The organism is Natronosalvus halobius (assembly GCF_024138145.1).
GTDB classification, from domain to species: domain Archaea; phylum Halobacteriota; class Halobacteria; order Halobacteriales; family Natrialbaceae; genus Natronosalvus; species Natronosalvus halobius.
Genome location: NZ_CP099997.1, coordinates 1310400 through 1334921 on the forward strand (window position 1 = coordinate 1310400; position 24522 = coordinate 1334921).

Annotated in this window: 25 protein-coding genes; 12 read left to right on the plus strand and 13 right to left on the minus strand. The window is 65.6% G+C overall.

Translation table 11 applies throughout. The features are described 5' to 3' along the window. Position 1: 1 nt before the first annotated feature. Entirely contained in the window at positions 2 to 439 is a 438-nt protein-coding gene (locus NGM15_RS06335; RefSeq protein ID WP_253436744.1) for a zinc ribbon domain-containing protein, read from the minus strand. Positions 440 to 564: 125 nt separating this feature from the next. Beyond that, positions 565 to 1656, minus strand: coding sequence for a presenilin family intramembrane aspartyl protease PSH (locus tag NGM15_RS06340; RefSeq protein ID WP_253436746.1), 1092 nt, complete (start codon positions 1654 to 1656; stop codon positions 565 to 567). 355 nt (positions 1657 to 2011) lie between these two features. Between NGM15_RS06340 and NGM15_RS06345 the strand changes: the two genes are divergently transcribed. Continuing rightward, positions 2012 to 3595, plus strand: coding sequence for an outer membrane protein assembly factor BamB family protein (locus NGM15_RS06345; RefSeq protein ID WP_253436748.1), 1584 nt, complete (start codon positions 2012 to 2014; stop codon positions 3593 to 3595). A 136-nt stretch (positions 3596 to 3731) separates the two neighbouring features. Here the strand turns inward: NGM15_RS06345 and NGM15_RS06350 are convergent, their stop codons facing one another. Further along, complete coding sequence (locus tag NGM15_RS06350) at positions 3732 to 4010, minus strand: H/ACA ribonucleoprotein complex subunit GAR1 (protein WP_253436750.1); 279 nt, start codon at positions 4008 to 4010, stop codon at positions 3732 to 3734. Beyond that, the gene (gene srp19, locus NGM15_RS06355) at positions 4010 to 4291 is read right to left on the minus strand and encodes a signal recognition particle subunit SRP19 (RefSeq protein ID WP_253436752.1); all 282 of its coding nucleotides are present in this window, start codon (positions 4289 to 4291) and stop codon (positions 4010 to 4012) included. Before srp19 ends, NGM15_RS06350 begins: the two co-directional genes overlap by 1 nt. Positions 4292 to 4639: 348 nt before the next feature. Between srp19 and NGM15_RS06360 the strand changes: the two genes are divergently transcribed. After that, positions 4640 to 5548 carry a hypothetical protein gene (locus tag NGM15_RS06360; protein ID WP_253436753.1) on the plus strand — a complete coding sequence of 303 codons (909 nt, stop codon included), beginning with the start codon at positions 4640 to 4642 and terminating at the stop codon, positions 5546 to 5548. A gap of 215 nt (positions 5549 to 5763) precedes the next feature. Here NGM15_RS06360 and NGM15_RS06365 read toward each other — a convergent pair whose 3' ends face one another. After that, positions 5764 to 6981, minus strand: a complete 1218-nt coding sequence (locus NGM15_RS06365; protein ID WP_253436756.1) for a PGF-CTERM-anchored ABC transporter substrate-binding protein — start codon at positions 6979 to 6981, stop codon at positions 5764 to 5766. Positions 6982 to 7097: 116 nt separating this feature from the next. Here NGM15_RS06365 and btuC point away from each other — a divergent pair, with 116 nt between their 5' ends. The 3 genes from btuC to gatE are packed head-to-tail and all read left to right on the plus strand — an operon-like array spanning position 7098 to position 11417. Next, on the plus strand, positions 7098 to 8132 hold the full coding sequence (gene btuC / locus NGM15_RS06370; RefSeq protein ID WP_253437932.1) for a vitamin B12 ABC transporter permease BtuC: 1035 nt from the start codon (positions 7098 to 7100) through the stop codon (positions 8130 to 8132). Further along, complete coding sequence (locus NGM15_RS06375; RefSeq protein ID WP_253436759.1) at positions 8129 to 9487, plus strand: heme ABC transporter ATP-binding protein; 1359 nt, start codon at positions 8129 to 8131, stop codon at positions 9485 to 9487. The genes btuC and NGM15_RS06375 overlap by 4 nt, the downstream gene beginning before the upstream one ends. Positions 9488 to 9545: 58 nt before the next feature. After that, the gene (gatE, locus tag NGM15_RS06380; RefSeq protein ID WP_253436761.1) at positions 9546 to 11417 is read left to right on the plus strand and encodes a Glu-tRNA(Gln) amidotransferase subunit GatE; all 1872 of its coding nucleotides are present in this window, start codon (positions 9546 to 9548) and stop codon (positions 11415 to 11417) included. Between the two features lie 149 nt (positions 11418 to 11566). On the opposite strand, the gene NGM15_RS06385 is transcribed toward gatE, so the two are convergent. From NGM15_RS06385 to NGM15_RS06400, 4 genes are all read right to left on the minus strand, one after another. After that, a complete protein-coding gene (locus tag NGM15_RS06385) occupies positions 11567 to 12682 on the minus strand; it encodes a hypothetical protein (protein WP_253436764.1) in 1116 nt (371 codons plus the stop codon). A 169-nt stretch (positions 12683 to 12851) separates the two neighbouring features. Then, positions 12852 to 13637: an RNA methyltransferase gene (locus NGM15_RS06390; protein ID WP_253436766.1), complete on the minus strand. Its 786-nt coding sequence runs from the start codon at positions 13635 to 13637 to the stop codon at positions 12852 to 12854. Then, positions 13634 to 14185, minus strand: coding sequence for a DUF8114 family protein (locus NGM15_RS06395; protein WP_253436769.1), 552 nt, complete (start codon positions 14183 to 14185; stop codon positions 13634 to 13636). The genes NGM15_RS06390 and NGM15_RS06395 overlap by 4 nt, the downstream gene beginning before the upstream one ends. Positions 14186 to 14245: 60 nt before the next feature. Further along, positions 14246 to 14803, minus strand: coding sequence for a DoxX family protein (locus tag NGM15_RS06400; protein ID WP_253436772.1), 558 nt, complete (start codon positions 14801 to 14803; stop codon positions 14246 to 14248). Between the two features lie 226 nt (positions 14804 to 15029). Here NGM15_RS06400 and folP point away from each other — a divergent pair, with 226 nt between their 5' ends. From folP to NGM15_RS06430, 6 genes are all read left to right on the plus strand, one after another. Continuing rightward, the gene (gene folP, locus NGM15_RS06405; protein ID WP_253436775.1) at positions 15030 to 16223 is read left to right on the plus strand and encodes a dihydropteroate synthase; all 1194 of its coding nucleotides are present in this window, start codon (positions 15030 to 15032) and stop codon (positions 16221 to 16223) included. Between the two features lie 135 nt (positions 16224 to 16358). Continuing rightward, positions 16359 to 17057, plus strand: a complete 699-nt coding sequence (locus NGM15_RS06410) for a 6-hydroxymethylpterin diphosphokinase MptE-like protein (protein WP_253437933.1) — start codon at positions 16359 to 16361, stop codon at positions 17055 to 17057. A gap of 105 nt (positions 17058 to 17162) precedes the next feature. Continuing rightward, a complete protein-coding gene (locus NGM15_RS06415) occupies positions 17163 to 18119 on the plus strand; it encodes an ABC transporter substrate-binding protein (protein WP_253436778.1) in 957 nt (318 codons plus the stop codon). 48 nt (positions 18120 to 18167) lie between these two features. Then, entirely contained in the window at positions 18168 to 18893 is a 726-nt protein-coding gene (locus tag NGM15_RS06420; protein WP_253436780.1) for an ABC transporter permease, read from the plus strand. Between the two features lie 95 nt (positions 18894 to 18988). After that, positions 18989 to 19789 carry an amino acid ABC transporter ATP-binding protein gene (locus NGM15_RS06425; RefSeq protein ID WP_253437936.1) on the plus strand — a complete coding sequence of 267 codons (801 nt, stop codon included), beginning with the start codon at positions 18989 to 18991 and terminating at the stop codon, positions 19787 to 19789. Positions 19790 to 19792: 3 nt separating this feature from the next. Beyond that, complete coding sequence (locus tag NGM15_RS06430) at positions 19793 to 20566, plus strand: TOBE domain-containing protein (protein WP_253436783.1); 774 nt, start codon at positions 19793 to 19795, stop codon at positions 20564 to 20566. A gap of 6 nt (positions 20567 to 20572) precedes the next feature. On the opposite strand, the gene NGM15_RS06435 is transcribed toward NGM15_RS06430, so the two are convergent. Continuing rightward, positions 20573 to 21502, minus strand: coding sequence for an MBL fold metallo-hydrolase (locus NGM15_RS06435; protein ID WP_253436786.1), 930 nt, complete (start codon positions 21500 to 21502; stop codon positions 20573 to 20575). A gap of 133 nt (positions 21503 to 21635) precedes the next feature. Between NGM15_RS06435 and NGM15_RS06440 the strand changes: the two genes are divergently transcribed. Then, positions 21636 to 22076 carry a hypothetical protein gene (locus NGM15_RS06440; protein WP_253436788.1) on the plus strand — a complete coding sequence of 147 codons (441 nt, stop codon included), beginning with the start codon at positions 21636 to 21638 and terminating at the stop codon, positions 22074 to 22076. Between the two features lie 73 nt (positions 22077 to 22149). Here the strand turns inward: NGM15_RS06440 and NGM15_RS06445 are convergent, their stop codons facing one another. From NGM15_RS06445 to NGM15_RS06455, 3 genes are all read right to left on the minus strand, one after another. Beyond that, entirely contained in the window at positions 22150 to 22527 is a 378-nt protein-coding gene (locus NGM15_RS06445) for a cupin domain-containing protein (protein WP_253437938.1), read from the minus strand. A gap of 102 nt (positions 22528 to 22629) precedes the next feature. After that, positions 22630 to 23634, minus strand: coding sequence for a TIGR04024 family LLM class F420-dependent oxidoreductase (locus NGM15_RS06450; RefSeq protein WP_253436791.1), 1005 nt, complete (start codon positions 23632 to 23634; stop codon positions 22630 to 22632). Between the two features lie 36 nt (positions 23635 to 23670). Then, positions 23671 to 24447: an SDR family NAD(P)-dependent oxidoreductase gene (locus NGM15_RS06455; protein ID WP_253436794.1), complete on the minus strand. Its 777-nt coding sequence runs from the start codon at positions 24445 to 24447 to the stop codon at positions 23671 to 23673. Positions 24448 to 24522 lie beyond the last annotated feature (75 nt).

A 24522-nucleotide genomic window follows, 5' to 3' on the forward strand; every position in this document is an offset into this window, starting at 1 on the left:
GCTACCGGTCCGAGGCAGTAGGCATCTCCTGTTGTGCTTCCAGGTTCGAAAAGTCGGAGAGATCGCTCGTACACCAGTGGCAGAACTCGAGATCCATGTCGAGTTCCTCCCCACAGTACGGGCAGTGTGTGAGGGTCCCGTCGGGCGCGGGTGTTCGCCGGACGACCTGATTGTGCGCCACCGCGAGTAGATACGCGTCGACGACGCTGAGAATCGCGACGAACACGAGCGGGGACAATTCCGCCAGATTGCCGCTCTCGCCGGCCGCGAGCGCCTCGAGCGTGGTCGTCTCGACGAACAGGATGCTGACGCCGAACAGGAAAACGATCCAGCCCAGCGCACGCCGCCAGCGGCGGAGGTAACAGTGACCGAAGCCGGTGACGAGTACACCGAGTAACGCGGCGAGCCACGGGCGCTTCTTCGAGAACGACCGATCCATAGGTTAACTAACCAGTTGGGTGGCTATAAGCCTTCACGTTCATGTTCATGTTTACGTTCACGTTCATGCCGTCGAATCCGTCCCCCCCCCCCCCGCACGAAACGACGTGGTCGGGAGTCGCCGACTCACAGCCCGAGGGCGGTCGCGATTGGGACGCCAGCCCACAGTGCGCCGACGAGATAGCCACCGATCGCTCCCGAATTGAGCAGCGGCAATCCGGCGTGCGGTCGGCCCTTGAGGACCATGGCCATCAGGACCAGCAGCCCCGCGAGCGTGCCCAGCACGCCACCCAACGCGGGCGCGTTGAGCGTGATCAGCGGGACATCGAGCGAGCCGACATCGAGGAAGGACGCGGCGCTGGCGACAAGGATGGTCGGGATGACGGCGTCACCGAGACCGATGAAGAGGGCGTCGCGAACGCCTTCGGGTTCTGCGTCCGGTTCTGGCCTGGGCTCTGTTCGCTCCAGCTCTCGTTCGTTCTCGACGGCCTCGGAATCGGTCGGTTCGACGGTGGAGCGTTCGAAATCGTCCGCATCGGCTTCCGAGGAACTGCCGTTGGTCGTCGCCGTCGATCCCGCGCCTCGATCTTCGATCTCACCGGGCACATCGCCAGCCTCGAGGAAGGAGTACGACAGCGAGGTCGGGACGACGAGGACGACGGGAATGTGCAGGTCCATCACGCCCTCGGCGAGGTCGAGCATGTGTTCCGTTCGATAGACGCTGATCGCGTCGTAGACGGCGAGCACGACGAGCAATACGAGAGCGGGCAAGAGGCCGAAGCTAATCCCGAAGAGGCCGGCCGCGCCCGCGCCCATGACGACGCCGGCGATGTCGATGACGTACCACTCGGGATAGATCACGAGGGCGGCTCCGACGCCCAGCGAGACGAGGAGGGGGAAGACACCGATCGAGCCGACCGTGGCGACGGACGGGAGAATCTCAGCGAAGACGAACCACGAGAGCAAGACGCTGACGCCGACGATGAGCCCCCGAATGATCCACTGGAGGTCGTACTTGAACGCCGCGAGCATGAACGCTGTCATCACGAGAATCGCCCCGACGTAGACCAGGCTGTTCGTCGGGTCGGAGGGGTCCTCGACGGCCTGCATCTCGGCGGCGGTGAACGGTTCGACGAGCGCGAGCGCGCCGAACTGGACGCCGATAAAGAGCAGGCAGGTGAATCCAACCGCGCTGCCCAACCGAATCCGCTCGTTCATGGGTCGCGATTTGACCGGCCGTCGTATTGGTGTTGCGTTCTCGAGGCAGGCAATCTTCCGTCCGAATTCACCGACATCGCGGCGCTCGCCGGCGGCGGCGGACTCACCCTCGAGTAGCTGTGGCGTCGGGTGCCCGGGGACGAAAACGCCGCCGATCAACGCACGAGGTACCTGGATCGGCCACTGAACGTATCATTTCGTAGAAACGAAGCGGGGCCCGGTTTCGTGAACGGTTATTTTCGACCCAGGGACGTGGTCCGTTGCTCCCGGCGCAATCGTCTCACGAGTACCGTTTCGATGTCGAAATTGAGTTACCGAAACAGTAGATAACTGGGTAGCGTCAAAGGGCCCGCGTATGTCAGACCACAGCCGACGAACGTTTCTCCGGCGTACCGGGCTAACGATCACCGCCGGAAGTGCCCTCGCCGCAGCGAGTGGGACGACTGCCGTCGCGTCGACGACGGCCGCCGACCCGGGCGACTGGCCTTCCCTCGGAGGGAGGCCCGGAAACAACGCACGGGTCGCATCGGGAATCGACGACCCCGGGTCTCTCGAGGTCGCCTGGTCGTGTGACTGCGGCGGCCACGTCGCGGTCGTCGACGAGACGGTCTACCTCCGAGCGGACGACGGCTCCGTACACGCCTACGAAGCCGAGGACGGGTCACAGCTGTGGCAAACCGACGACCTCGGCGCCGATCGAACGCCAGCGTTTGCCGACGGAACCGTCTACGTCGGCGGCGACGGCCTCACCGCGGTCGACGCCGAAGACGGCGACGTTCGCTGGCAGCGAGACCTCGAGTACAGCGACGGAATTCGGTCGCCTAACGTCGCGGACGAAACCGTGTTCGTCGTCGGCGACGGCGTCCTCTACGCGATCGACGCCACAAGCGGCGAAGCGCACTGGCAGTTCGAACCGGACGACGGGGAGCTACACGAAATGTCGGTCCCGATCGACGACGGCGTCGTTTTCGTCGCGGACGAGACGCGCCTGTACGCCCGTGAGGCCAGCGACGGCTCCGAACGCTGGACGTTCGACCTCGAGGCCAACGACGACGATGGACAGTTCAGTACGGTCACGCCGGTCGTTGACTATGGCATCCTGGCCGTCGGTTACCAGGACGAATCGGACGCTGGACTCTCCTACCACGATGTCGAATTCGGAGGTCGAATCGCTCGCGTGGCCGGTCGAGCGCACAACCACCCACCCGTGATCGGCTCTGAACTCGTCTACACCGTCGACGGGACGAACAACGACACCGCTACGGGCCACGACATCGAGACGGGAGAGAAAGCGTGGGATCCAGAGCCGTCCGGCGAAGGGACCAGTCCGCTCATCATCGACGAAGAGCACGTTTACGCCGGTCTCGAAAGTGGCCCAGGATCGACCGATGGGGACGAGGAGTCCTGGATGCGGTTTTTCGCGTTCGACGCCTGGGACGGCTCCGTCGAGTGGGAGAGAGACACCAGGACGGTACTGAGTCCCCTCGCACTCGTCGACGAAACGCTCTACGTTGGGAGCGTCGACGGCGAGGCGCTGGCTGCGTTGCGACCGGACGGCGAGGGCAACGACGGAAAGAACGGAGACGACGAGTCCGACGGGGGGAGCGAGATCGACGATGATACCGACGAAGAGGACGGCTCCAACGAAAGAGGGGATTCTGACGACGGTGGTTCCGAAAACGATTCCAGTGATATCAGCGAGGGCAACGAGAGCGACAGTACCGACGACTCGAGCGGTTCTGATGAGACGGACGACTCCAACGACACCATCGGCTCCAACGACTCCAGCGACGAATCCGCAACCGAAGATGGCGGATCGTCGGCCGACGAAACGGACGACTCGACCCCCGGATTCACCGGCGTTGGCGCGCTCGCCGGCGGTGGACTCGCCTTCGAGTGGCTGCGACGCCGAGTCGACGAAGACGAACACGAGGAGTAACGACTCGAGACTGACCCGAGGAGTACCAATTCGAGGGCGATCCGAGAGTAACGATACCAGGCAGACATCGACTGCCACTACGCCAGAGATCCGCCACTACGCCAGAGATCCGCCACTACGCACGAAACGCACGACGTTATCGTGCATACAGCGTCGACCCGACGAGGCCGGGCAGGTGAACGCTCGACTGCGGCGTAACCGCGAGATACGGTCGGTCGACCGGACCGAACACGTCGACGACGCGACCGACGGTTTCGAGAGAGTCGTCCAGGACCATCGTGCCAATGGCGTTTCGTCCGCTATCGTCGCCAGTACCGCCCCCGCCGTCGTTGCCGTCGTCCCCGTCGCCCACAGGCTCAGCCCGCAATACTGCGAGCCCCTGGGCCGTCCGGACGACCGTTCCAATCCGCCGCATCACTCCCGCAGCGCGACGACGTACGCCGCGACTGCCTGGACGAGGTCGTTCTTTGTCGAATCGTCGGTTCCGCGGACGACGACCCGCCCCCGGGGCACCCAGTGCTCTCGCGAGTATGCCTTGTCGCGTTCGACGGTCGCGTCGTAGCCGATCTGCTGGACGGCCTTCGCGATTTCCTCGACCGTCGGCTCTTCGACTGCCAGCTCGAGGGGTACGCGTCGCCCCTCGGCCCGCGTGCGGGTGGAATCCAGGTACGCGGGCCAGATGACGTTCTCGACCATGGGCCAACTCGGCGGGCGGGTGAGTAAACGCTTTTCAAAACGAGATGGCGCGCGCAGACGATGCGAAATCCGGTCTCGACTCGGTATGCGGCGTGGAATCGCGACTCGAGTGCCGTCACGAGCGTTACCGAGGGTCGACCCCTCGGTCGCTTGGGACGTGGTCGGCTGAAAGTCTGCTCGCCGTGGTGGAAGTCCAGGCGTTCGGTGAACCTACCTGGCCTGTAGTCCCGGTGTGCTGGGAAATAAGGCGATCATACAGAGAGAAGGTACTATCGAATCCTTGGTCTGGTCTTTTTTCGAATTTTCAACTTGTCTCTAACAATATCTGGTGATGGTATCGGTGCTCGCATGGGTAACACCATCAAACGACGAACGGTGCTGGTGGCGACCGGGGTGGCCATGGGTTCGCTGAGTGGGTGTCTCGGATCGCTACAGGACAGCGGGCAGGAGGGATGCGTGCCACCGGGGCAGTACGACTGTCCCGATGGCGAGTTGATGGCGGTCCACGAGTTCGATGGCTGTTCCGTCGAACAGGTCGAAGGTGACTGTGCGATCACCGTGGAAGTGACCGAGTCCGAAGGCGAGGGCGAGGGAGACGGCTGCGACGCGTACAGTTTCGAATGGACAGTCGACGACGACTGTGTCGTGTACTCCGTGCGTGTCTACGGTGGCAGCGATTGTGAGGATTACGACTACGGAGACGGTGAGACCGAGGGGTTCGTCGAGACGGATCTCGAAGCGGGGCAGAGCGGACAGCAAGCCGGAATATCGAATATTCGGTTCTGTGGTGAACCTGAGGAAGACGACGGTGGTGACGATGGTGACGACGGCGACGGCAGTGACGAAGACAATGGCGGAGATGGAGACGACGGAGACAATGGCGGAGATGGAGACGACGGGGACAATGGCGGAGATGGAGATGACGGGGACAATGGCGGAGATGGGGACGGAGAAGACGACGGTAACGGCGATAATGGCGACGACGATGATGATAGTGGCAGCGGTGACGACGGTGACGACACTGACGATGGCGACGACACTGACAACGGCGAAGACAGTGGCGACGGCGACGATAGCAGCGACGACGCTGACGATGGCGACGACGCTGACGACGGCGACGACGCTGACGATGGCGACGACGCTGACGACGGCGACGATGGCAGCGACGACACTGACAACCAGGACGGGAAATCGAAAAAGGAAAAACGAAAGGAAGCGGCCGAAGAGCAATCGAAAACACAGCAGAAATGTGAGTGAACGGAGGGACTAATCGACACACCGGGGCGAGCGAATCTACCCTACGTACGCTCTCGGCTTTTGTTCGATCCGACTAGCGTTCTCACGAGTACCTCGGACCCTGACCACCGTTCGACTCGAGCGTGACTACAGACTCGTCGAACAGAAGGTGGACAACGAAACACCTCGCTGCAAGAATTCCGCGGTGATTCGGAAAGAACCTGCCGAGTCCGGAGCTACAGCCGACGGAGTCCGAGCAGACCCGCGATAGCGGCGAGCGCGACGGGAACACCGAAGCCGGGAATCGAATCCTCGTCGTCGGATTCGTTTGCGTCCTGATCTTCGTCTTCCGTCTCGTTCTCGCTGTCGTTCGCGTCGCTTTCGTTCCCGCCGTCGGCATTTTCTTCAGCGCTATCTTCGTCGGAGCCAGTCGTCTGCAGATCGGCCAGCGACTCCTCGTAGGATTCGTCGGCCGCCTCGAAATCCGCTTCGACCTCGGCGTAGGCGTCGGTGTGGACGGCGGCGAAGATATCCTCGATGGCCAAAACGACGTTCGGTCCGGGCTGGGCCATCGCGTTGGCGTCGACGCCGAAGTGCTGGTCCTCCTGCATCGCCGTCGTCTCGCCGACCGCGTCGGAGACGGGCGGTTCGTCGTAAGCGTCGTCGCCGTAGAGGATCCACTCGGGATCCTCGTCGATTATCGTCTCGTCGCTGATGATTCCCCAGCCCTCGATGCCAGCGTTCGCGGCCACGTTCTCGACGCCGGCTGTCGTCAGCACCTCGTCCTGGAACGTGCCGTTTCCGGCGGTGTAGACCTCGCCGTCAATCGCGTAGAGGGCCGACGGGCGCGGTTCGTCGGCGAGCGCGTCCTCGATGATTGAGAGGCGCTCGTCCATCCACTCGAGGGTCACGTCACTGCCGTCGCAGGCGCCTGTAAGCTGGCCCGCCGTTTCGACGTCGGCGCGGACGTCGTCGAGCGATCCCGAGGCGTCGAAGACGTAGACGTCGATGCCGGCGTCTCGGAGCTGATTCAACTTGTCCTCCTCGAACGTTGCGAGGTTCGCCGCCAGGACGATGTCAGGCTCGAGCGCGATGACCTCCTCGGTGATTACCGCACCGTCGTCGGCGGTGATGTCGGTCTTGCCCTCGGTTTCGAGCCCCTCGGTGTACGGACCAATCGGCATGCCCTCGAGTCGGTCCTCGGCCCCGACGCTGTACACCAGTTGCGCGTCGCTCGGATAGAGCGCGACGATCGATTCTGGCGGTTCCTCTAGTGTCACCTGTTCGCCTGTCGCGTCCTCGAATTCGATCGGGTACTCGCACGTGGAGTCGGCCTGAGCCGGAGTCTGGATCCCGCTTGAAGCCGCTGGCGCAGCGCCCCCGGCAGCCAACACGGAACCGGCGCTCGCGGTGAGCGCGAGTAACGCGATCGTCACGATGAGTAGTCGTCGCATCGCCTGATGCTCCACGGCTATCCAATAAATATTTATCTAAAGCAAGCGAGCTTGCCAACGTGAAGCGATCCGGGCTCTCGTGGTCGATCGGGCTGGCGATACTGCTCGGTATCGTGATGATCGGGAGCGCCGCCCTCGGACCAGTCCGGATCGAACCGTTCGTCGTCACGAAAGCGATGCTCAACGTGCTGATCGTCCCCGCGGGTCTCGAGTGGACCACGATGGCGGTTCCGCTGCTCGAGCGACCGGTTCCTCGACCCGGGTTCACCTACGCCTCTATCTTCGGGTTCGATGTTCCCGCGAGCCACCAGACGATCGTCGGCGACGTCCGCCTGCCGCGGATTGCGCTGGCGGCCACGGTCGGCTTCGGCCTGGCCGCCGCCGGGACGGTGATGCAGGGGTTCTTCAGGAACCCCCTGGCTGACCCTTCCATCATCGGCGTCTCCACTGGTGCAGCCGCCGGCGCCGTTGCCGCCATCGCGTACCCAGCGCTAATCCCCTTCGCGAGCCTGCACCTCTCCGCGTTCGTCGGGGCCATCGCCACCGCGATGCTCGTCTACGCCATCGCAACCGAGGGTGGACGCACCCCCGTCACCACCCTCCTGCTCGCCGGCGTCGCCGTCCAGGCGTTCCTGGGCGCACTCATCTCCTACATGCTCGTCCATAGCGGTGACAGCCTCCGGGCGGCCGTCGTCTGGATGATGGGCCACCTCGGCGGGAGCAACTGGGGCGACGTCGGCTTCGCCCTCCCCGTCGCCCTCGTCGGCGTCGGCGTCCTCGGCGCCTACACCCGCGAGATGAACGTCCTCCTGCTCGGCGAGGAGGACGCCCACCACCTCGGGGTCGACGTCGAGCGAACCAAACTCCTCTTGCTCGTTATCGCCTCGGTCGTCACCGCTGCGGGTGTCGCCGTTGCCGGGGTCATCGGCTTCGTCGGCCTCGTCGTCCCGCACGTCCTGCGCTTGCTCGTCGGCCCCGACCACCGAATCCTGCTCCCGACGAGCGCGCTCGCCGGCGCGTCGTTTCTGGTCGCGACAGACACCCTCGCTCGGGCTGGTCCCGCGGAGGTTCCGGTCGGAATCGTCACGGCGGCCCTCGGCGCGCCGTTCTTCCTCTTTCTGCTCGTTCGACGGGAGGTGCACTCGCTGTGACCGACTCGTCTCCCCGACCGCTCGTCGAAATCGAGGATCTCCGGGTCGCCTACGGAAACCTCGAGGTCCTCGAGGGCGTTTCGCTCGAGGTCGACCGCGGCGAGTTCGTCGGGCTCGTGGGTCCGAACGGCGCGGGGAAGACCACCCTCCTGCGGGCGCTCAGCGGCGCGATCACGCCCGCCGGCGGCAACGTCCGGATCGACAGTGAGGACGTCGCGACGCTCGCCTCCCGTGAGACGAGTCGACTCGTGAGCGTCGTCCCTCAGAACACGTCGCTGTCGTTCGCCTTCGACGTCCGAACCGTCGTCGAGATGGGGCGATACCCCCATCGTTCGCGGTTCTCCCCGCCTACAGAGACCGATCGTCGACAGGTCGACCGGGCGCTCGAGCGGACGCGAACGGCCCGGTTCGCCGATCGGCCGATCGACGCGGTCAGCGGCGGCGAGCGCCAGCGAATTCTCATCGCGCGGGCGCTCGCCCAGGACACACCCCTGCTGTTGCTGGACGAGCCAACGGCCAGCCTGGACGTGAACCACCAGGTCGAGACGCTCGAGCTGGCCCGCGACCTGACCGCGGACGGGCGGGCCGTCGTCGCGGCCATCCACGACCTCGACCTGGCGGCGCGCTACTGCGACCGACTGGTCGTCCTGGCGGGCGGAACGGTCCAGGCCGACGGTCCGCCGGGCGAGGTGCTGACGGCCGACGTGCTCGAGTCGGCCTTCGACGCGAATGCGACGGTCACCCGACACCCGGTGACCGGGGCGGCGAGCGTGACGGCGTTTCCGCGCTCGGAGTCGGGGGATCTCGGTACCGTGGACGACCGGGGGATCGAATCGACGACCCCGTCGAGACTCGAGGGGCGACGCGTTCACATTGTCGGCACGGGAGAGACTGCTGCCGACGTGATAGAACGGTTCGAGCGAGCGGGCGCCGAGGTGACGACCGGTCCCGCACCGGCCGGTGGAGCCGTCGACCAGCGCGCGACCGAGCGCAACCTGGAGTGCGTACGAACCGAACCGTTCGCGCCGGTCTCTGCCGCCGCTCGAAGACGCGTCGCCGAACTCGTCGGCGCGGCCGACGCGACGGTGCTCGTCGACTTCGACCTCGCGCCCGGAACGCAACTCCTGCTCGAGGCGCTCGAGGACGTGGCGTCTCTGGTCGCCCTCGACACCCGGCCGCTCGGGGACCGGAATTTCGTCGGCGAGGCGGGGACCGCGCGATACCGACGGATCGAGGCAGGCGCACTCGAGGCGACCGAAGGGTCAGTGCTCGAGGTGACGGCGAGAGCCATCGCCAACCGAGATGCTGACGTTCGCGAAACCGCCTTCGACGAATCCCCGAGCGACGACGACTGAACTGGCCCCCGGGACGGACTGGACGGTTTTTTACCCCTCCGCCACCGAGTGCTCGCCAATGACCGCGGACTACGACTACGAGGCGCTCGGCCTCGTCGCCGGACTCGAGATCCACCAGCAACTCGACACGGCGACGAAACTGTTCTGTGCGTGTCCGACCGACCTGCGCGAACCCGACGAGTCGGCCCGCCGATTCACCCGCTACCTCCACCCGACGCGGAGCGAGTTGGGCGAACTCGACGAGGCCGCCCTCGAGGAGAGTCGGGTCGAACGGGAGTTTACCTACCTCGCCTACGACAGCACCTGTCTCGTCGAGGAGGACGACGAACCACCCCATCGCCTCGACGACGAGGCTCTCGAGACGGCCCTCGAGGTCGCTCAGTTGATGGACATGACGCCGGTCGACCAGGCGAACGTGATGCGCAAGATCGTCGTCGACGGCTCGAACACCTCGGGCTTCCAGCGCTCGACGCTGGTCGCCACCGGTGGGGCCATCGAAACGAGCGTGGGCGACGTCGGCATCGAGGACATGATGCTCGAGGAGGAGAGCGCCCAGCGCGTCCAGGAGACCGACGACGGCGTGACCTACAGCCTCGACCGCCTCGGCATCCCGCTGGTCGAGATCGGTACGGCACCCGATATTCGAACGCCGGAACAGGCCCAGGAGGCAGCCGAACGCATCGGGATGCTGTTGCGCTCGACCGGAAAGGTCAAGCGCGGCCTGGGGACCATCCGCCAGGACGTCAACGTCTCCATCGCCGACGGCGCTCGCGTCGAGATCAAGGGCGTCCAGAGCCTGGACGACATCGCCGACATCGTCCGAACCGAGGTCGGGCGCCAGGCCGAACTGGTCTCGGTCCGCGACGAACTCGCATCACGCGAGGCGGCCGTGCACGATCCCCAGGACGTGACGGCGGTCTTCGAGGACACCGACAGCGGGGTCGTCGCGAGTGCCCTGAACGATGGCGGGGCGGTCTTCGGCGTCCGCCTCGAGGGCTTCGACGGCCTCGTCGGTCGCGAGATCGCGCCCGACCGCCGCCTCGGGACCGAGTTCTCCGACCACGCGAAGCGCCACGGCGCGGGCGGCATCTTCCACACCGACGAACTCCCGGCCTACGGCGTCACCGACGACGAGGTGGCGGCACTTCGCGACGCGGTGGATGCGTCGAATGAGGACGCCGTGGCCATCGTCGCCGCCGCGACGGAGGTCGCCGAATCCGCCATCGACGCCGTCGCCGACCGGGCGCGGACGGCTCTCGATGGCGTCCCCGAGGAGACCCGCGGCGCGAACCAGGACGGGACGACACGCTACCTCCGCCCGCTCCCGGGTGCGGCCCGAATGTACCCCGAGACGGACGTGCCGCCGGTCGAACCCGATCCGAGCGAGGTTCCCGAACCCGAACTGCTGACCGAGAAGGTCGAGCGTTACCAGGCCGAGTACGACCTCGACGCCGGCCTCGCCGAACAGGTCGCCTACGGCACCCACATGCCGCTGTTCGAGCGCGTCGTCGCCGATGGCGTCGATTCGACCTTCGCCGCGACGACGCTCGAGTCGACGCTCACGGAACTGCGTCGGGACGACGTGCCGGTCGAAAATCTGCGCGAGGACCACCTGGAGGCCGTCTTCGCGATGGCCGAGGACGGCGACCTGGCGAGAGAGGGTGTGCCTGATCTCCTCACCGAACTGGCTGCGAACCCCGACCAGGAGGCGCGGGCGGTCGCCGAGCAGGCCGGACTCGGCTCCGCCGCCGAAGACGACGTCCGCGAGGCCGTCCTGGAGGTCGTCGAGCGAAACGCCGACCAGGTCGAGGACGAGGGGATGCAGGCGTTTTCGGGGCTCATGGGCGAGTGCATGGGCGCGCTTCGCGGGAAGGCCGACGGCGACCTCGTGAGCGAGGTGTTGCGCGAGGAGATTCAGAAGCGCGCCTGATTGCTCTCGGGTCCGTTTCCACTCGAGAGAGTCGCCGCGAGTCGGCCGTCCGAGTCTAATCGAGGACCATAACTACATTTTTTGTAGTTTATTGATATGAAAAGGATAGTGATTTCGGCTGCATCGTTCGAGTAACGTTCGCTCGCCCCTCACTCCTCGATCGGATCGGTTCCGTAGACGGCTGTGACAAGCACTGCAGAGCCGCCCGTCTCCAGGTCGAACGAACGGGCCTCGCCGCCGAGACCCGACTCGAGACGCTCGGCGTCGACGGCGGTTTCGGACTCGTAGGTGACGATTACGCGAGCATTGGACTCGGATTCCACGAGCTGCAGTCCCTGGACGATTCCCGTCGCCCCCTCGAAGGGCGAGAAGTCGAACGCGACGTCGTCCTCCTGGACCTGGTCGCCGGGCTCGAGGTCGGTGAGCGACTCGCCGGCGCCTGCGAGACACGACGTGATTCCGGTGTTCGCCCCTGCACGGAGCAGGGTCTCGAGTGTCGCGTCCGATTCGTGGGCCGGCGACTGCGAGCCGACGTTCGTCTCGACGATGGCAGAGACCGCCGCCAGGGACCGAGCCTGGTCGGCGCCGAACGCGTAGACGAACGCGTCGTCAGTGACGCCGACGACCTCGTTCGAGGCGTCGTCCGCGAAGACGACGAAGTCGTCGGCGCCGTCTTCCGCCTCGGCCTGCAGTTCGTAGCCCTCGGCCTCGAGCCCCGAGCGGGCCGTCTCGAGGTCGTACGCCCCGTAGAGGGCGTACGCGCCGTCGACGTAGACGAGGGCAGCGTCGTCGGACTCGCCCTCCGCCTCGGCCTGTACCTGTGCAATGGGCGAGGATCCGAATGCGAACAGTCCGTAGATGCCGAGCGACACCACGGCGATCGGATTCTGGAGAAGGGGGTCGTCGGGCACCGTTCCCTCGCCGGGATTGTCATCGAGGGTCCCGACGATGGTCGCGAGGTCGACGGCGGTGAAGAAGTACTCTCGCGAGGTCGTTTCGGCGTCGACCAGCGCGTCGGTCGACGGCAGGACCGACGCGTAACTGGGGAGTCCGCCGCCCTCGAGCCAGGCGGGCGTCGTCTCTTCGTCGGTTTCGTCGTCCTCGGCGGCCCCGTCTGTGTCATCGTCTGCGTTCGAATCCTCGTTGGCCTCTTCATCGCTGGGCTCGAGCGACTGATCGCCCTCGTCGGCGAGATCGGAACAGCCGGCCAGAAGCGTGCTGGCGGCGCCGAGCATCGCGAGAACGTGACGACGGTGTGCGTCCATTGCTCGGTGGTCGTGAGCCGAGGACTATATCCCTGGCGGCCACCTTCGGAAGTGTTGATACCTCTTCGTACTAGTTCGTGCTTCTCAGTACCGTTCCAAGCGTCGCCTGATACGTGAAATCGGGGGAACGCTATCGGTTTCACCCATCAGTTCAGGCCTGGAAAAGCACTCAGGTCCCCTCCTGGTCCGGCCGCTCGGTCGCCCGACGCAACACGCCGAGCAAGGTTGTGACCTCCTGGACAGTGGGATCGGCTCGGCCGTGTAGTCGCCGGAGCATCCGCATCGTCTTCGCTCGCTTCTCCTCGGGGTGGTTGATCTCCTCCAGGAGAGCCGCCCACTGGTCGTATAGGCGCTCGAGCGACGGCTCGTCGGCTCGGACACGTTCGATATCGGGAAGCTGGACGTCTCCGGGCTCGAGCGCGAGCGTCCGGAGCTCGTAGAGCGTGATCGTCGCGGCCTGGCCGAGGTTGAGCACCGGGTACGCCTCGCTGGCGGGGATCGAACAGACCTCGTCCAGGCGGGCGAGTTCCTCGTTCGTCAGGCCGACGCCTTCCCGGCCGAAGACGACGACGGTGTCGGTTACGACGCGCTCTAGGCGGCCGGCGAGTTCGGCGGGCGTGGAAAACGGAAAGCGGACGTGATGCTGGTCGTCCTCGTTCGTGATCGCCGTGGTCCCGACGGTGTGGTAGTTCTCGACCAGGTGGTCGAACGAGACCTCCCGCGCGTTCGGGAGGACGTCCTCGCGTGCGTGGCCGGCGAAGCCGTAGGCCTCCCCGTCGGGGTCCAGTTCGGGTGGGTCGACGAGCAGCAGCTCCGAGAAGCCGAAGTTCTTCATCGCTCGAGCGATGGTGCCGACGTTGCCGGGCGTCTGGGCGTCGACGACGGCGACGGCGGGTGGGTTTCGACGACTCTCGTCACCGGTTTCCGGCGAACACGTTCGCGGGTCGTCGGTCATTTCCGTCCTGGATACTCGGCGCCCAGATCGACGTCCGCGTTGGCGATGTCCTCGTTGCTCAGGCCGACCCGGTCGCTGATGTCGTCGCCCATCAGGTCGCCGTGCTCGTCGGGGTCGGCCTTCGGGGGCTTCGGCAGGTCCGTCGGATCCGTCTCGACGTACTCCATTCCCTCGTAGCCCTCGGGTGCGCGACCGCCCTCGAGGAACCACTCGTAGAACGCCTCCGCGAAGTCGTCGCTGCCGCGGTGGGCGTCGCCACCCTCCTCGCGGAACCAGTAGACGAAGTCGGGTTCGTGTTCCTCACAGAGGATAACCTCCGAGAGGGGTTCGCCGTAGACGTACCGCGCCCGGTTGCACGCCTCGAGGTTTTCGTCGCCGTGGATCAACCAGCAGCCGTGACACGGCGCGTTGTAGATGACGTCGAGTCGGATCATCCGTTTGCGGGCGTCCTCGGGCATCTGTGCGAGCGGGAGAAAGTCGCCGTCTTCGTCGAGGATGTCTTCCTCGTCGAAACGCCAGCCACGCATCCCGATACTCACTTTTCCCATGGTCGGGGTTTCGGCCGCGAAGACAAAAAGAGACTGTTCGCTTCCCGAGTGGTCAGGGGCTCAGCCCAGCAGGTACCGCATCGCCGGGTACCGCTCGACGAGCGGTTCGCCGCGGATCTCGAGTTGCTCGATGTAGCGGTCGAGGCCGAGGATGCGCCCGGCGCCGAAGGCGGCGATCGCCAGGAAGACGACGGCGTAGATCAGCGTCGAGTCGAACAGCGCGAGGATGTCGCCCTCCCACCCGCCGAGGTAGAAGGCGGTCATCTGGAGCGCGCCGCCGAGGGCCGCCAGCCGGACGAACGCCCCCGCGATGAGGGCGAGGCCGATCAGGACCTGGGTCACCGGGATGGCGACGTTGATGACGTCCATCAGCGCGGCGTTGGCCGCCATCGAAGCGTAGAGCCCACTGACGGGGCTGGCCGCGTCGACGCCGTGGACGAGGTAGCCGTTCGCGTCGAACGGCCAGTCACTGACCTTGCCGATCCCGGCGAACAGGATCATGCCGCCGATGACGAACCGAAGGGCAACGACGAACCACGCCGACAGAGCGTGGGGGTGGCCTTCGAGGGTGATACCGCCGTAGCGGCTTTCGAGCCGGTTGAACGTGTTAGTTGACATTGTCTTGTACCTCTTACAGGTAATCGTAGGCTGTCTATCCACCTAAGAAGGGGCCGTGGTTCCCAACCGGTGGGAAATACGCTCTCGAGGAGACGTTCGTTTCGCTCGAGGGGCGTTTTCGTGACCATCTCGACAGACCACTTCGTGACGGACGCACCCTGGGTCCGACGACTGAACTGTTCGCCGGAATCACGGGCCCTTTGTAGCCGCCCGCTCGAGTACCCTCATGGACAGCGTCGACGCCGCGGGACTGGGCATCGGAGACGAGCACCCGCCCCGGATCATGGGCGTGCTGAACGTCAGCGAGGAGTCGCCGTACGATCCGAGCGTGTTCGACGATCCCGAAGAGGCGGCCCGATACGTCGACGAGGAACTCGTCGGCGAGGGCGCTGACATCGTCGACATCGGCCTCGAGTCGGCCAACAAACGCTTCGACGTGCTCAGCGAAGCGGAGGAACTCGAGCGCCTCCACGTCGCTCTCGAGACGATCGATCGCGTCTCCGGAGACGCGGTGTTCTCTATCGAGACGCGCTACGCGGCCGTCGCCCACGAGGCCCTCGAGAACGGATTCGACCTGGTCAACGACGTTTGCGGGTTCGCCGACCCCGAGATGCCCGCGGTCTGTCGGGACCACGACGCCGCCGTCGTCAAGATGGCGAGTCCGCCGGACCTCGAGCGACCCGGTGCCGTCGAGGAAACCGACTGGACCGCTCGGAAGTCGCCCGAGTGGGCCGAGTCGGCCGACTACGTCGACCAGATCTACGAGGCGCTGAAGCAGAACGGGCTGACCGAGAAGACCATCGTCGATCCCGCCTTCGGCGGCTGGAGCGAGGCGAAGACGCTCGCCCACGACCGAGAGACGTTCCACCGTCTTCGCGAGTTTCGCGCGCTCGGCCGGCCGATGCTGGTCTCGATAAACCGGAAGAACTTCCTTGGCGACCTCGTTAGCCAGGACACCGACGAACGCCTCCCCGCGAGCCTCGCGGCGACCGCACTGGCCGTCGAACGCGGGGCCCACGTCGTTCGAACGCACGACGTGGCGGAGACGCGCGACGCCGCGCACATCGGGAAGGCGTTCACCGACCGTGACCAGGTGCTGGAAAACGGTGTTCGAGTTGCTCGGCTCGACGTCGAGTCGACGCGCGACCTCCGGGCACACCTTCGCGAGGGCGGAGTCGATCCGTCGCTGGCCGACGAAATATGTCATCAGATTCTCGAAATCGACGGCCTTCCACCCTCGAAACGCGAACGAGTCGGCGAGTTGGCACACAATACGGGTGCAACCCCGGTCGAATTGTCTGACGGACGTGTGCTGTTGTGCGCGACGGACGATCAAGCATCCGTGATATTTCGGCGTTTCGGGGCCTCAGACGATGATTTCGAAAATCTCCGGAACGGCGTCAGACGGATGTTTGAGTAAGAGAAAGCTTATGGCATCCGCTTCGAAAGATGGAAGTGGAAGCCGGGTGGCCTCACGGGTAGGGGTACTTGCGAGGCAACGCTCGGCCCACAAACGGATTATTGCGGTCGGCGCTAAGATGAGACAGTGACGACTATGGACTATCACGAGTGGGAACCGGCGTACGAGCAAATTCTCGCCGATTTCGGGTTCGACCGTAGGGCCGACGAGCGCGCTCGCGACGTGCTCGCGGGTCTCATCTCGACTTTCGACCTCGGACGACTGGCGTTCGTGCACGGTGCCCGGGTCGTCGTCGCCGGAGCGGGGCCATCGCTCGAGGCAGACGAGGCCATCGAGACGGCTCGAGCGGCCGAGGTCGTAATCGCGGCCTCGACGGCAGTGGACGTACTCGAGGCCGCTGGAGTCGAGGTCGACTGCATGGTGACGGACCTGGACAAGAATCCCGAAACCGTCGAACGGCTTACCTGCCGCGGAACCCCGGTAGCCGTCCACGCACACGGCGACAACGTTCCCGCCGTCCGAACCGTGGTCCCCGAGTGCGACCAGGAGTCCGTCCTGGCGACGACTCAGGCCGAACCCGTCGGGCCCGTCCGCAACTTCGGTGGGTTCACCGACGGCGACCGGGCGGCGTTTCTCGCGGACCACCTCGGGGCCAGTCGGTTGGATTTCGTCGGCTGGGATTTCGACGACCCCTCCGTGGACCCGGAGAAATCGAAAAAGCTTGCGTGGGCCGAGCGGTTACTCTACTGGCTCGAGCGTCGTCGCGGCGAGAAGTTTTCGGTTCTCGACGGCCGCCGTGAGGGGATCGACGTGCGATCACTCCCACTCGAATAACGCAGTTCGAGGCAACGGTGTCTCGTCTCGCACTCACCAATCCGTAACCACATCCGATTACGGCTGATCGACGGTTATTTGCGACTGGAGCGTATCGTGGTATCCATGTCGATACAACGCCGTCGGTTCCTGGCCGTCGCCGGATCCACCGCGGCGGCCGGCGTCGCCGGCTGTTTCGCGAGTGGCGATTCGGAACATGACGGGGCCGAGATCGCCGGCGAAACCCTCACGCTGGCGACGACGACCAGTACCGACGACACGGGGCTCCTGGACGCGCTGAACGAACCGTTCGAGGAGCGCTTCGGGGCGACCGTTCACGTCGTCGACCAGGGAACCGGCGCCGCGCTCGAGACGGCGCGAAACGGCGACGCCGACGTGGTCATGGTCCACGCCCGCTCGCTCGAGGACGAGTTCATCGAGGACGGGTACGGGATCAACCGACGCGATCTCATGTTCAACGACTTCGTGATCGTCGGCGAGAGCGGGGATCCAGCGGGAATCGGCGGCGAAGGCGAGGTCGACAGCGCCCTCGGCGCAATCGCTGAAAACGAATCCACGTTCGTCTCTCGAGGGGACAACTCCGGAACCCACACCAAGGAACTCGAACTCTGGTACGAGGCGGGAATCGATCCCGCCGAGAGCGGCGAGTGGTACCTCGAGACCGGATCGGGGATGGGCGAAGCGCTGACCCGTACCGACGAGATGGGCGGGTACACCCTGGCTGACAGGGGAACCTACCTCTCAATGAAGTCTGAGATCAACCTCGAGATTCACGTCCAGGGGCCGGTCGAAGGCGGTCCGGAGTCCCTGATGAACCCCTACGGGATCGTCGCGGTAAATCCGGCTGTCCACGAGAACGCAGCCTACGACCTCGCGATGGCCTACATCGGCTTCCTCACGAGCCTCGAGGGCCAGGAGATCATCGAGGAGTACACCGTCTCGGACGAACAACTGTTCTTCCCCGAGGCACTCGCCGAGGAGCCGGACTTCGAACAGTACGTGCCGACGGCGTGGCAGTCGTCGTCCGGCGACTCGTCCGACGAGTCGAACGCCGAGGAGTGATCGAGAATTCGAAACGACTACGGTGGCCCTACGGAGATGAGACACGGAATGACCACACTGGCGCTCGAGGCCGCTTCGGTCCCAACGCCAGCGGTCGCGTTCCCCTTCGAGTGGCCCTACGTCAGGAGCATCATCGAGGTCTCCCTGTACGTCAGCACCGCCGCCGTCCTCGTGAGCACGCTGCTCAGCCTGCCCATCGCGCTCGCGCTGGGATTTACGTCGTTTCGCGGGAAGGGACTGCTCACCTCGATCATCACCACCGGGATGGGCTTTCCGAGCGTCGTCGTCGGACTCGTCGTGCTCTTCGGGGTCTCGAACCAGGGGCCGCTCGGCTCGCTCGAGCTCGCTTTCACGCCGGAGGCGATGATCCTCTCTCAGATCGTCCTCGCGATGCCGGTTATCACCGGCGTCAGCCTCGCTGCGGTCTCGAGCGTCGACGCCGGCGTTCGTGACGCCGCGTTCGCCATGGGTGGCACCCGGCTCGACGTGGCCATCGTGACGATCAGGGAGGCCCGTTATGGCATCGCGACGGCCGTCCTGGCCGGCTTCGGCCGGGCAATTAGCGAGGTCGGCGGGGTGCTCATCGTCGGCGGGAACATCGTCGTCTCCGGGGAGTCGTACACGCGGACGCTCACGACGGCGATCCAGCTCGAGGCCCGACAGGGTCGGTACGAGACGGCGATGATCCTCGGGGGCGTCCTGGTCGCGCTCGTCTTGCTCGTGAACGCGCTGGTGCTTCGGCTGGGCGATGGCGGGGGTGGGCGGTACCGATGAGGGTGACGGACGAGACGGGCGAGACGGGCGAGGCAGACGGACCGAACGCGACGAACGTGACGAACGACGCGAACGAGACTGACAAGACGAATGCAATGAACGCAACGAACGCAACGAACGCACCGAGGGAACCCATCGAGGCCCGCGGCATCTCCCACGGCTACGGCCGCGAACGCGTCCTCGAGAACGTCTCCCTCTCGGTCGACCCCGGCGAAGTCGTCGCGCTCATCGGCCCCTCGGGCGTCGGGAAGACGACCCTGTTGCGACTCCTCGCCCTCTTCGAGCGTCCCGACGACGGGACGATTCGTCACGGCGACGAGGACGTCTGGGCGAACGGTAACGGCAAGCGTCTCGACCACCGCCGCCGCGTCGGCATGGTGTTTCAGGAGCCAAACCTTTTCGACGCGACCGTCCGGCAGAACGTTGCTTACGGATTGCGCGTTCGTCAGGCGTGGCCCGAACGAGTTCGGCGCAGTTTCGCCTCGATCTTCGGACGCGAGGCGACGCCTCCGGCCGTCGCGCAGGCCCTCGAGATCGTCGGCCTCGCCTCGTACGCCGACCGCGACGTCGACTCGCTCTCGGGTGGCGAGGCCCAGCGCGTCGCCTTCGCTCGAGCGCTCGCGTACGATCCGGACGTCCTCGTCCTGGATGAACCCACGTCGGAACTCGACCCACGGAACACGGCGATCCTCGAGGAGGCCGTCCGGACGGCCCGCTCGAACGGCATCGGGGTCGCGATGGCGACCCACGACATGCACCAGGCGCGACGGGTGGCCGATCGCGTCGGCCTGCTCCTGGACGACGGTATCGTCGAGATCGGCGAGACGGATACTATCTTCGAGGACCCCAGCGACGACCGAACGCGGCAGTTTATCCGGGGGGATCTGGTCTACTGACCCATGACGATCGAGCGCGGGTATCGAACGGAACTCTCCGTCGGCGAGGTCACGGTCGACCGCCGCGACGTCGAGATGCTCGAGGCGATCGACGCCCACGGATCGATGCATGCGGCCGCGGACGTGCTGGGGCGGTCCTACGCCCGCCTCCAGCGCCGGATCGTCGAACTCGAGGACGAACTGGGTCCACTCACCGAGCGCAACCGGGGCGGCGCCGACGGCGGCGGAACCACCATCACCGAGACTGCACGGGATCTCCGTCGGCGCTTCGAGCGTCACCAGACGGCCCTCGAGGGCGTCGCGAGCGTCACGGAGACGGTGCTATCGGGAACGGTCGTCGAACGCGAGGGCGAACTCGCGACGGTCGAGACTGAAATCGGGCGGGTCGTCGCCGTCGCACCCGCTAATTCCAACACGGTCCAGGTCAGCGTCCGGTCGGACGCCGTCGTCCTGTCCGATCCGGGCGAACGATCGCGACCAGGCCAGACGAGTTTTCGCAACCGGTTCGAGGGCACCGTCGAGCGCGTGGAGCAAGGAACCGCGGTCGCCCAGGTTCGCGTCGACGTGGACGGAGCGCAGGCGCGAACGGGGATCGACGGAGCCGGGCTCGAGGGGGCACGGGCCGACGAAGCCACACTCGAGGCACTCGTCACGCGAACGAGCGTCGACTCGCTCTGTCTCGAACCTGGTCGCCCCATCGTCGCGTCGTTCAAGGCGACCGCGGCACGGGCGATTCCGCTCGGGGGCGTTGACGACTCGCCCGTGGATTCGAACTGACCCGGCTCATTCCTTCGTTAGTGCGTACCGACCACCCTCCTCACACACCACGACGCCATCCCGCTGAAGTCGTTCCAGGTGGGCCGCAACCTCGCCGGCCCCGAACTTGGCGTGGATCCCCTCGAGTTCGCCGAACAGGTCCCGGGCGAGGTCCCACGGCGTCGCTTTCGTGCGTTTCTCGAGAGCCGTCACGACCCGTTGCGTTCGCTCGTCGTGGTGGTCTCGAATCGTCTCGATCCGCTCGGGGTCGACGGTTTCACCGTGTCCTGGACGGAGCGTTACCGCACCCGATTCGACCCCCTCGCGGGCGAGGAGTCGATCTAGCGTCTCGAGGTAGGTACCGAGCGGGTCCATGTCGCGTGTCCGCGTGTCGCTCCCGCCGACGTTCGGGGTGTACGTTGGCAACACGGCGTCTCCGAGGACGAGCGCCTCGTCGGTCGCGAGCGAGACGTGCCCCGCCGTGTGCCCGGGCGTCTCGAGCACTTCGAGGCCCGCGACGGTCTGCCCGTCGACCAGCGACTCGACGGGCATTGCGTGGGGAAGCGGTGACGATCGATCACTCTCGACGACCGCGGTGACGACGTCCTCTGGAACACCCCAGGCGACCATCGCTGCGGCGTCTCGATCGAGTCGGGCCTCGCGCTCGGCGGCGTACGCCGCGAGCAGGGGCGCGTCGCGCTTGCCCATTGCGACCGTCGCGTCGGCGGCCTGGGCGAGACGTGGCGCCAGTCCGACGTGGTCGGCGTGCCAGTGGGTGCAGACGACGTACTCGATGTCCGCGAGCGTCTCGAGTTCGATTTCGAGGCCGTTCTGGAGATCCGACCACGCCGCCTCGGTCGGCGGTCCAGGATCGACGAGAACCCGTTCGTCGACGAGGTAGGCGCTGTTGGTTCCTTCGGGCGTCCCGCCGCCAACCGGTATTCGAACCACGGTCATAGTCGTCGTTTCGGCGCCCGCTACCTGAGTCGACCGGTCCTGGGTCGACGAGCTTGTGACAATCGCGAGCCGTGACGACTCGAGAGCTGAGTCGTCGACAACAATTAAGCCCCTCAAACGGCCAGTGAGAGACGTGGATCGACGCCTCATCGTCACGATGTCGTTTACCGGCTACCTCGTCGGCGGCGCCCTGTTCGCTATCGCCCAGTCGGCGGCCGGCGTGACGTATACAGAGAGCCAGATCGAGTTCATCGTTCTCGTCGGGTACCTCGGCCCGTTTCTCGCGATGGGGTTCGTCTGGGTGAAGAACTACGGCTACGGCGCACCGCTGCTGGTTGGAACGACCGCCACGACGTGCTGGTTCGTCGTCTACTTCTTCTTCGTCCACGACAATCCCGCGAACGTTGGCGCCGTCACGGGTGACGCTTCCATCGCGTACACCGCGTCCGTCGCCGCGCTCGTCGCGATGTCCCTCGTGACCGCCCTGACCGGAACGTGGCTCTGGTACTGCGAGAGCGACGGGTTCCGGGAGGCCGTGGACAACGTGATTCGTCCGACTGAAGTTCGAGAGTGAGTGTGAGAGTGAGTGTGAGAGCGAGGATAAGAGCGAGAGCGCGACCGGGACCAGGACCAGGACAAGACAGGACTCAGCCCTGAAAACCCGTGAGTGACCAGGTATCGTCGTCGGCTTCCCCCGAATCGAACTCGGGGGCACTTATCAACACGAATGCGCTCTCTTCGTCACCGTTTCTGATCTGCCTTTCTGCCTCCGGTGCGATCCAGACCGCGTCCCCCTCCTCGACGGGGACCGACTCGTCGTCGACGCGAACCTCCGCAGTGCCTCGAACCAGGACGTACACCTCTTCGTGGTCGTCGCCGGTGTGATCGTGCGGTTTGCTGTTCCAGTTCGGCGGACACCGGGAGAACGTGACGCCGACCTGGCGACATCCCAGTGGCTCGCTCAGGAGGTGCATCGCGTCCGAGACCTGCTCGACCTCCTCGTAGTTCACCTTCCGGTAGCTCATGCTCATGGGTGACGTTCGTGACGAGTTCTCTTAAACGCTCACACGTGCTACCTGGCGAGGAAGATCGCCGGACTCGTCCGCCGGAGCCCGGAAACTGAGGACTCAACGCTCAGGCGCGAGCGCGTCGACCGTCGCCTCGATCTCCTCGGTCGTGGCCCCCCGCGGGAAGCCGATGGCGAGCGAATCGACGCCATCGATCGTCTCGAACTTCTCGAGTTCGGCGCGGGCTCTCTCGGGCGTCCCCGCCGCGCCGAGGTCGTCGAGTAAGTCGTCGGGAATCAGCGAACACGCCCGCTCGTGGTCGCCGCTCGACCAGGCAGCCGCGATGTCGTTCGCCGCCTCCTCGTATCCCTGCCGAGCGAGGGACTCCCGGTAGTACGTGCCCATCGCGCCGACGTAGAACGCCAGGTGCTGGCGGGCGAGGGTACGGGCTCGTTCGCCGTCCTCTAGCGCACAGGCAGTCAGCGAGAGCGTCACGCGGACGTGGTCGCGCTCGCGGTCGCCGAGGTCGATCCCCCGCTCGAGATCCTCGAGACGTTCGCGCATGCCCTCGGGCGTGAAGACGATGGCGTGCCAGCCGTCGGCGAACCGCCCGGCGAGTTCGACGGATTTCGGCCCCATACCGGCCACGTCGACGGGAATCGACGTCTCGGGCGGGTCACAGCGTAGTCGAAAGCCCGCCAGCGAGAAGACGTCGCCGTCGTAGTACAGCGTCTCCCCGCTGGTCACTTCCCGGACGATCTCGAGGTACTCGCGTGTGCGCCGGAGGGGACGATCGAATTCGACGCCGTGCCAGCCCTCGATAACGGCCGGGCCGCTGGGGCCGATGCCGAGACGGAGACGGCCGTCGGAGACCTCCTGGAGGGTGGCGGCCGTCTGCCCCATGAGCGCCGGGGAGCGCGAGTAGACGTTAGCGATGCTCGGGCCGATGCCGATCTCATCGGTTTCGGTGGCGATTCGCGTGAGGACGGTTACGACGTCGCGTCCCCACGTTTCCGGAACCCACGCGCGTTCGTATCCCCGCTCCTCGCCTCGTTTGGCGATGTCGACGAGCGACTGGACGGAAGGCTGTGCGGCGACGGGCAGGTGAAGCGTTTTTCGGGTCATCGTAGGTAGTAGGTGTTAAATCTCAGATGCCTGGTGTCAGGTGTCGGGGTTCTCCATGATCGGTGGTTTGCCGGCGGCCTCGAGCGTCTGACCGACGAGGTACGACGAGGCGGGACTGGCGAGGAACTGAACGACGTCGGCGATCTCATCGACGGTCCCCATCCGTCGGTCGATCTCGTTGCGGTCGACCTCGTCTGCCGCGATGCCCATCTGGGCCTCGACGCCCTTCGTCGCGACGAAGCCGGGAGCGACGGCGTTGACGCGCACCCCCTCGCTCGCCCACTCGAAGCCCAGCGACGACGTGAGGGCATTGACGCCGGCCTTCGCCGCCGCGTAGTGGCTCATGTACGGCGCGCCCTGGACACCGGCGACGCTCGAGAGGTTGACGACGATGCCGCCGCCGTCCTTGAGGTGGTCGGCGGCCGCGTGGGTACACAGGTACGTTCCGGTGAGGTTGATGTCCAGGATCGTCCGCCAGCCGTTTTCGCTGATGCTGTCGAAGGTGGCCATGAAACTGGCGCCCGCGTTGTTCACGAGGACGTCCAGTCCGCCAAACGTCTCGACGGTCGCCTCCAGGAGGGCCGCGACGGCCTCACTATCGGTGACGTCGCACTCGACGGCGAGTGCATTTCCCGGTCGATCGCTGTCCTGGATGGCCTCAGCCACGGGGTCGACGTTCCCCTGCTCCCGCGAGCAGATTACGACGTCGACGCCGTCGTCGGCGAAGCGCTCGGCGATGGTCCGGCCGATGCCGCTCGAGGCGCCGGTCACGAGTGCGACGTCGCCGTCGATGTGGAACTGTTCGACCGTCATCGCCGGTCACTCCGCCTCGTGGTAGCCATGCTCGTGGCCGAATACACAGTCAACTCTCTTAACGTTTCATGTCCC

Coding starts and splice junctions, on each gene's coding strand:
- NGM15_RS06335 (WP_253436744.1), bottom strand. CDS start 439: ATGGATCGGTCGTTCTCGAAGAAGCGCCCGTGGCTCGCCGCGTTACTC.
- NGM15_RS06340 (WP_253436746.1), bottom strand. CDS start 1,656: ATGAACGAGCGGATTCGGTTGGGCAGCGCGGTTGGATTCACCTGCCTG.
- NGM15_RS06345 (WP_253436748.1), top strand. CDS start 2,012: ATGTCAGACCACAGCCGACGAACGTTTCTCCGGCGTACCGGGCTAACG.
- NGM15_RS06350 (WP_253436750.1), bottom strand. CDS start 4,010: ATGCGGCGGATTGGAACGGTCGTCCGGACGGCCCAGGGGCTCGCAGTA.
- srp19 (WP_253436752.1), bottom strand. CDS start 4,291: ATGGTCGAGAACGTCATCTGGCCCGCGTACCTGGATTCCACCCGCACG.
- NGM15_RS06360 (WP_253436753.1), top strand. CDS start 4,640: ATGGGTAACACCATCAAACGACGAACGGTGCTGGTGGCGACCGGGGTG.
- NGM15_RS06365 (WP_253436756.1), bottom strand. CDS start 6,981: ATGCGACGACTACTCATCGTGACGATCGCGTTACTCGCGCTCACCGCG.
- btuC (WP_253437932.1), top strand. CDS start 7,098: ATGATCGGGAGCGCCGCCCTCGGACCAGTCCGGATCGAACCGTTCGTC.
- gatE (WP_253436761.1), top strand. CDS start 9,546: ATGACCGCGGACTACGACTACGAGGCGCTCGGCCTCGTCGCCGGACTC.
- NGM15_RS06385 (WP_253436764.1), bottom strand. CDS start 12,682: ATGGACGCACACCGTCGTCACGTTCTCGCGATGCTCGGCGCCGCCAGC.
- NGM15_RS06390 (WP_253436766.1), bottom strand. CDS start 13,637: ATGACCGACGACCCGCGAACGTGTTCGCCGGAAACCGGTGACGAGAGT.
- NGM15_RS06395 (WP_253436769.1), bottom strand. CDS start 14,185: ATGGGAAAAGTGAGTATCGGGATGCGTGGCTGGCGTTTCGACGAGGAA.
- NGM15_RS06400 (WP_253436772.1), bottom strand. CDS start 14,803: ATGTCAACTAACACGTTCAACCGGCTCGAAAGCCGCTACGGCGGTATC.
- folP (WP_253436775.1), top strand. CDS start 15,030: ATGGACAGCGTCGACGCCGCGGGACTGGGCATCGGAGACGAGCACCCG.
- NGM15_RS06410 (WP_253437933.1), top strand. CDS start 16,359: ATGGACTATCACGAGTGGGAACCGGCGTACGAGCAAATTCTCGCCGAT.
- NGM15_RS06415 (WP_253436778.1), top strand. CDS start 17,163: ATGTCGATACAACGCCGTCGGTTCCTGGCCGTCGCCGGATCCACCGCG.
- NGM15_RS06420 (WP_253436780.1), top strand. CDS start 18,168: ATGACCACACTGGCGCTCGAGGCCGCTTCGGTCCCAACGCCAGCGGTC.
- NGM15_RS06425 (WP_253437936.1), top strand. CDS start 18,989: ATGAACGCAACGAACGCAACGAACGCACCGAGGGAACCCATCGAGGCC.
- NGM15_RS06430 (WP_253436783.1), top strand. CDS start 19,793: ATGACGATCGAGCGCGGGTATCGAACGGAACTCTCCGTCGGCGAGGTC.
- NGM15_RS06435 (WP_253436786.1), bottom strand. CDS start 21,502: ATGACCGTGGTTCGAATACCGGTTGGCGGCGGGACGCCCGAAGGAACC.
- NGM15_RS06445 (WP_253437938.1), bottom strand. CDS start 22,527: ATGAGCTACCGGAAGGTGAACTACGAGGAGGTCGAGCAGGTCTCGGAC.
- NGM15_RS06450 (WP_253436791.1), bottom strand. CDS start 23,634: ATGACCCGAAAAACGCTTCACCTGCCCGTCGCCGCACAGCCTTCCGTC.
- NGM15_RS06455 (WP_253436794.1), bottom strand. CDS start 24,447: ATGACGGTCGAACAGTTCCACATCGACGGCGACGTCGCACTCGTGACC.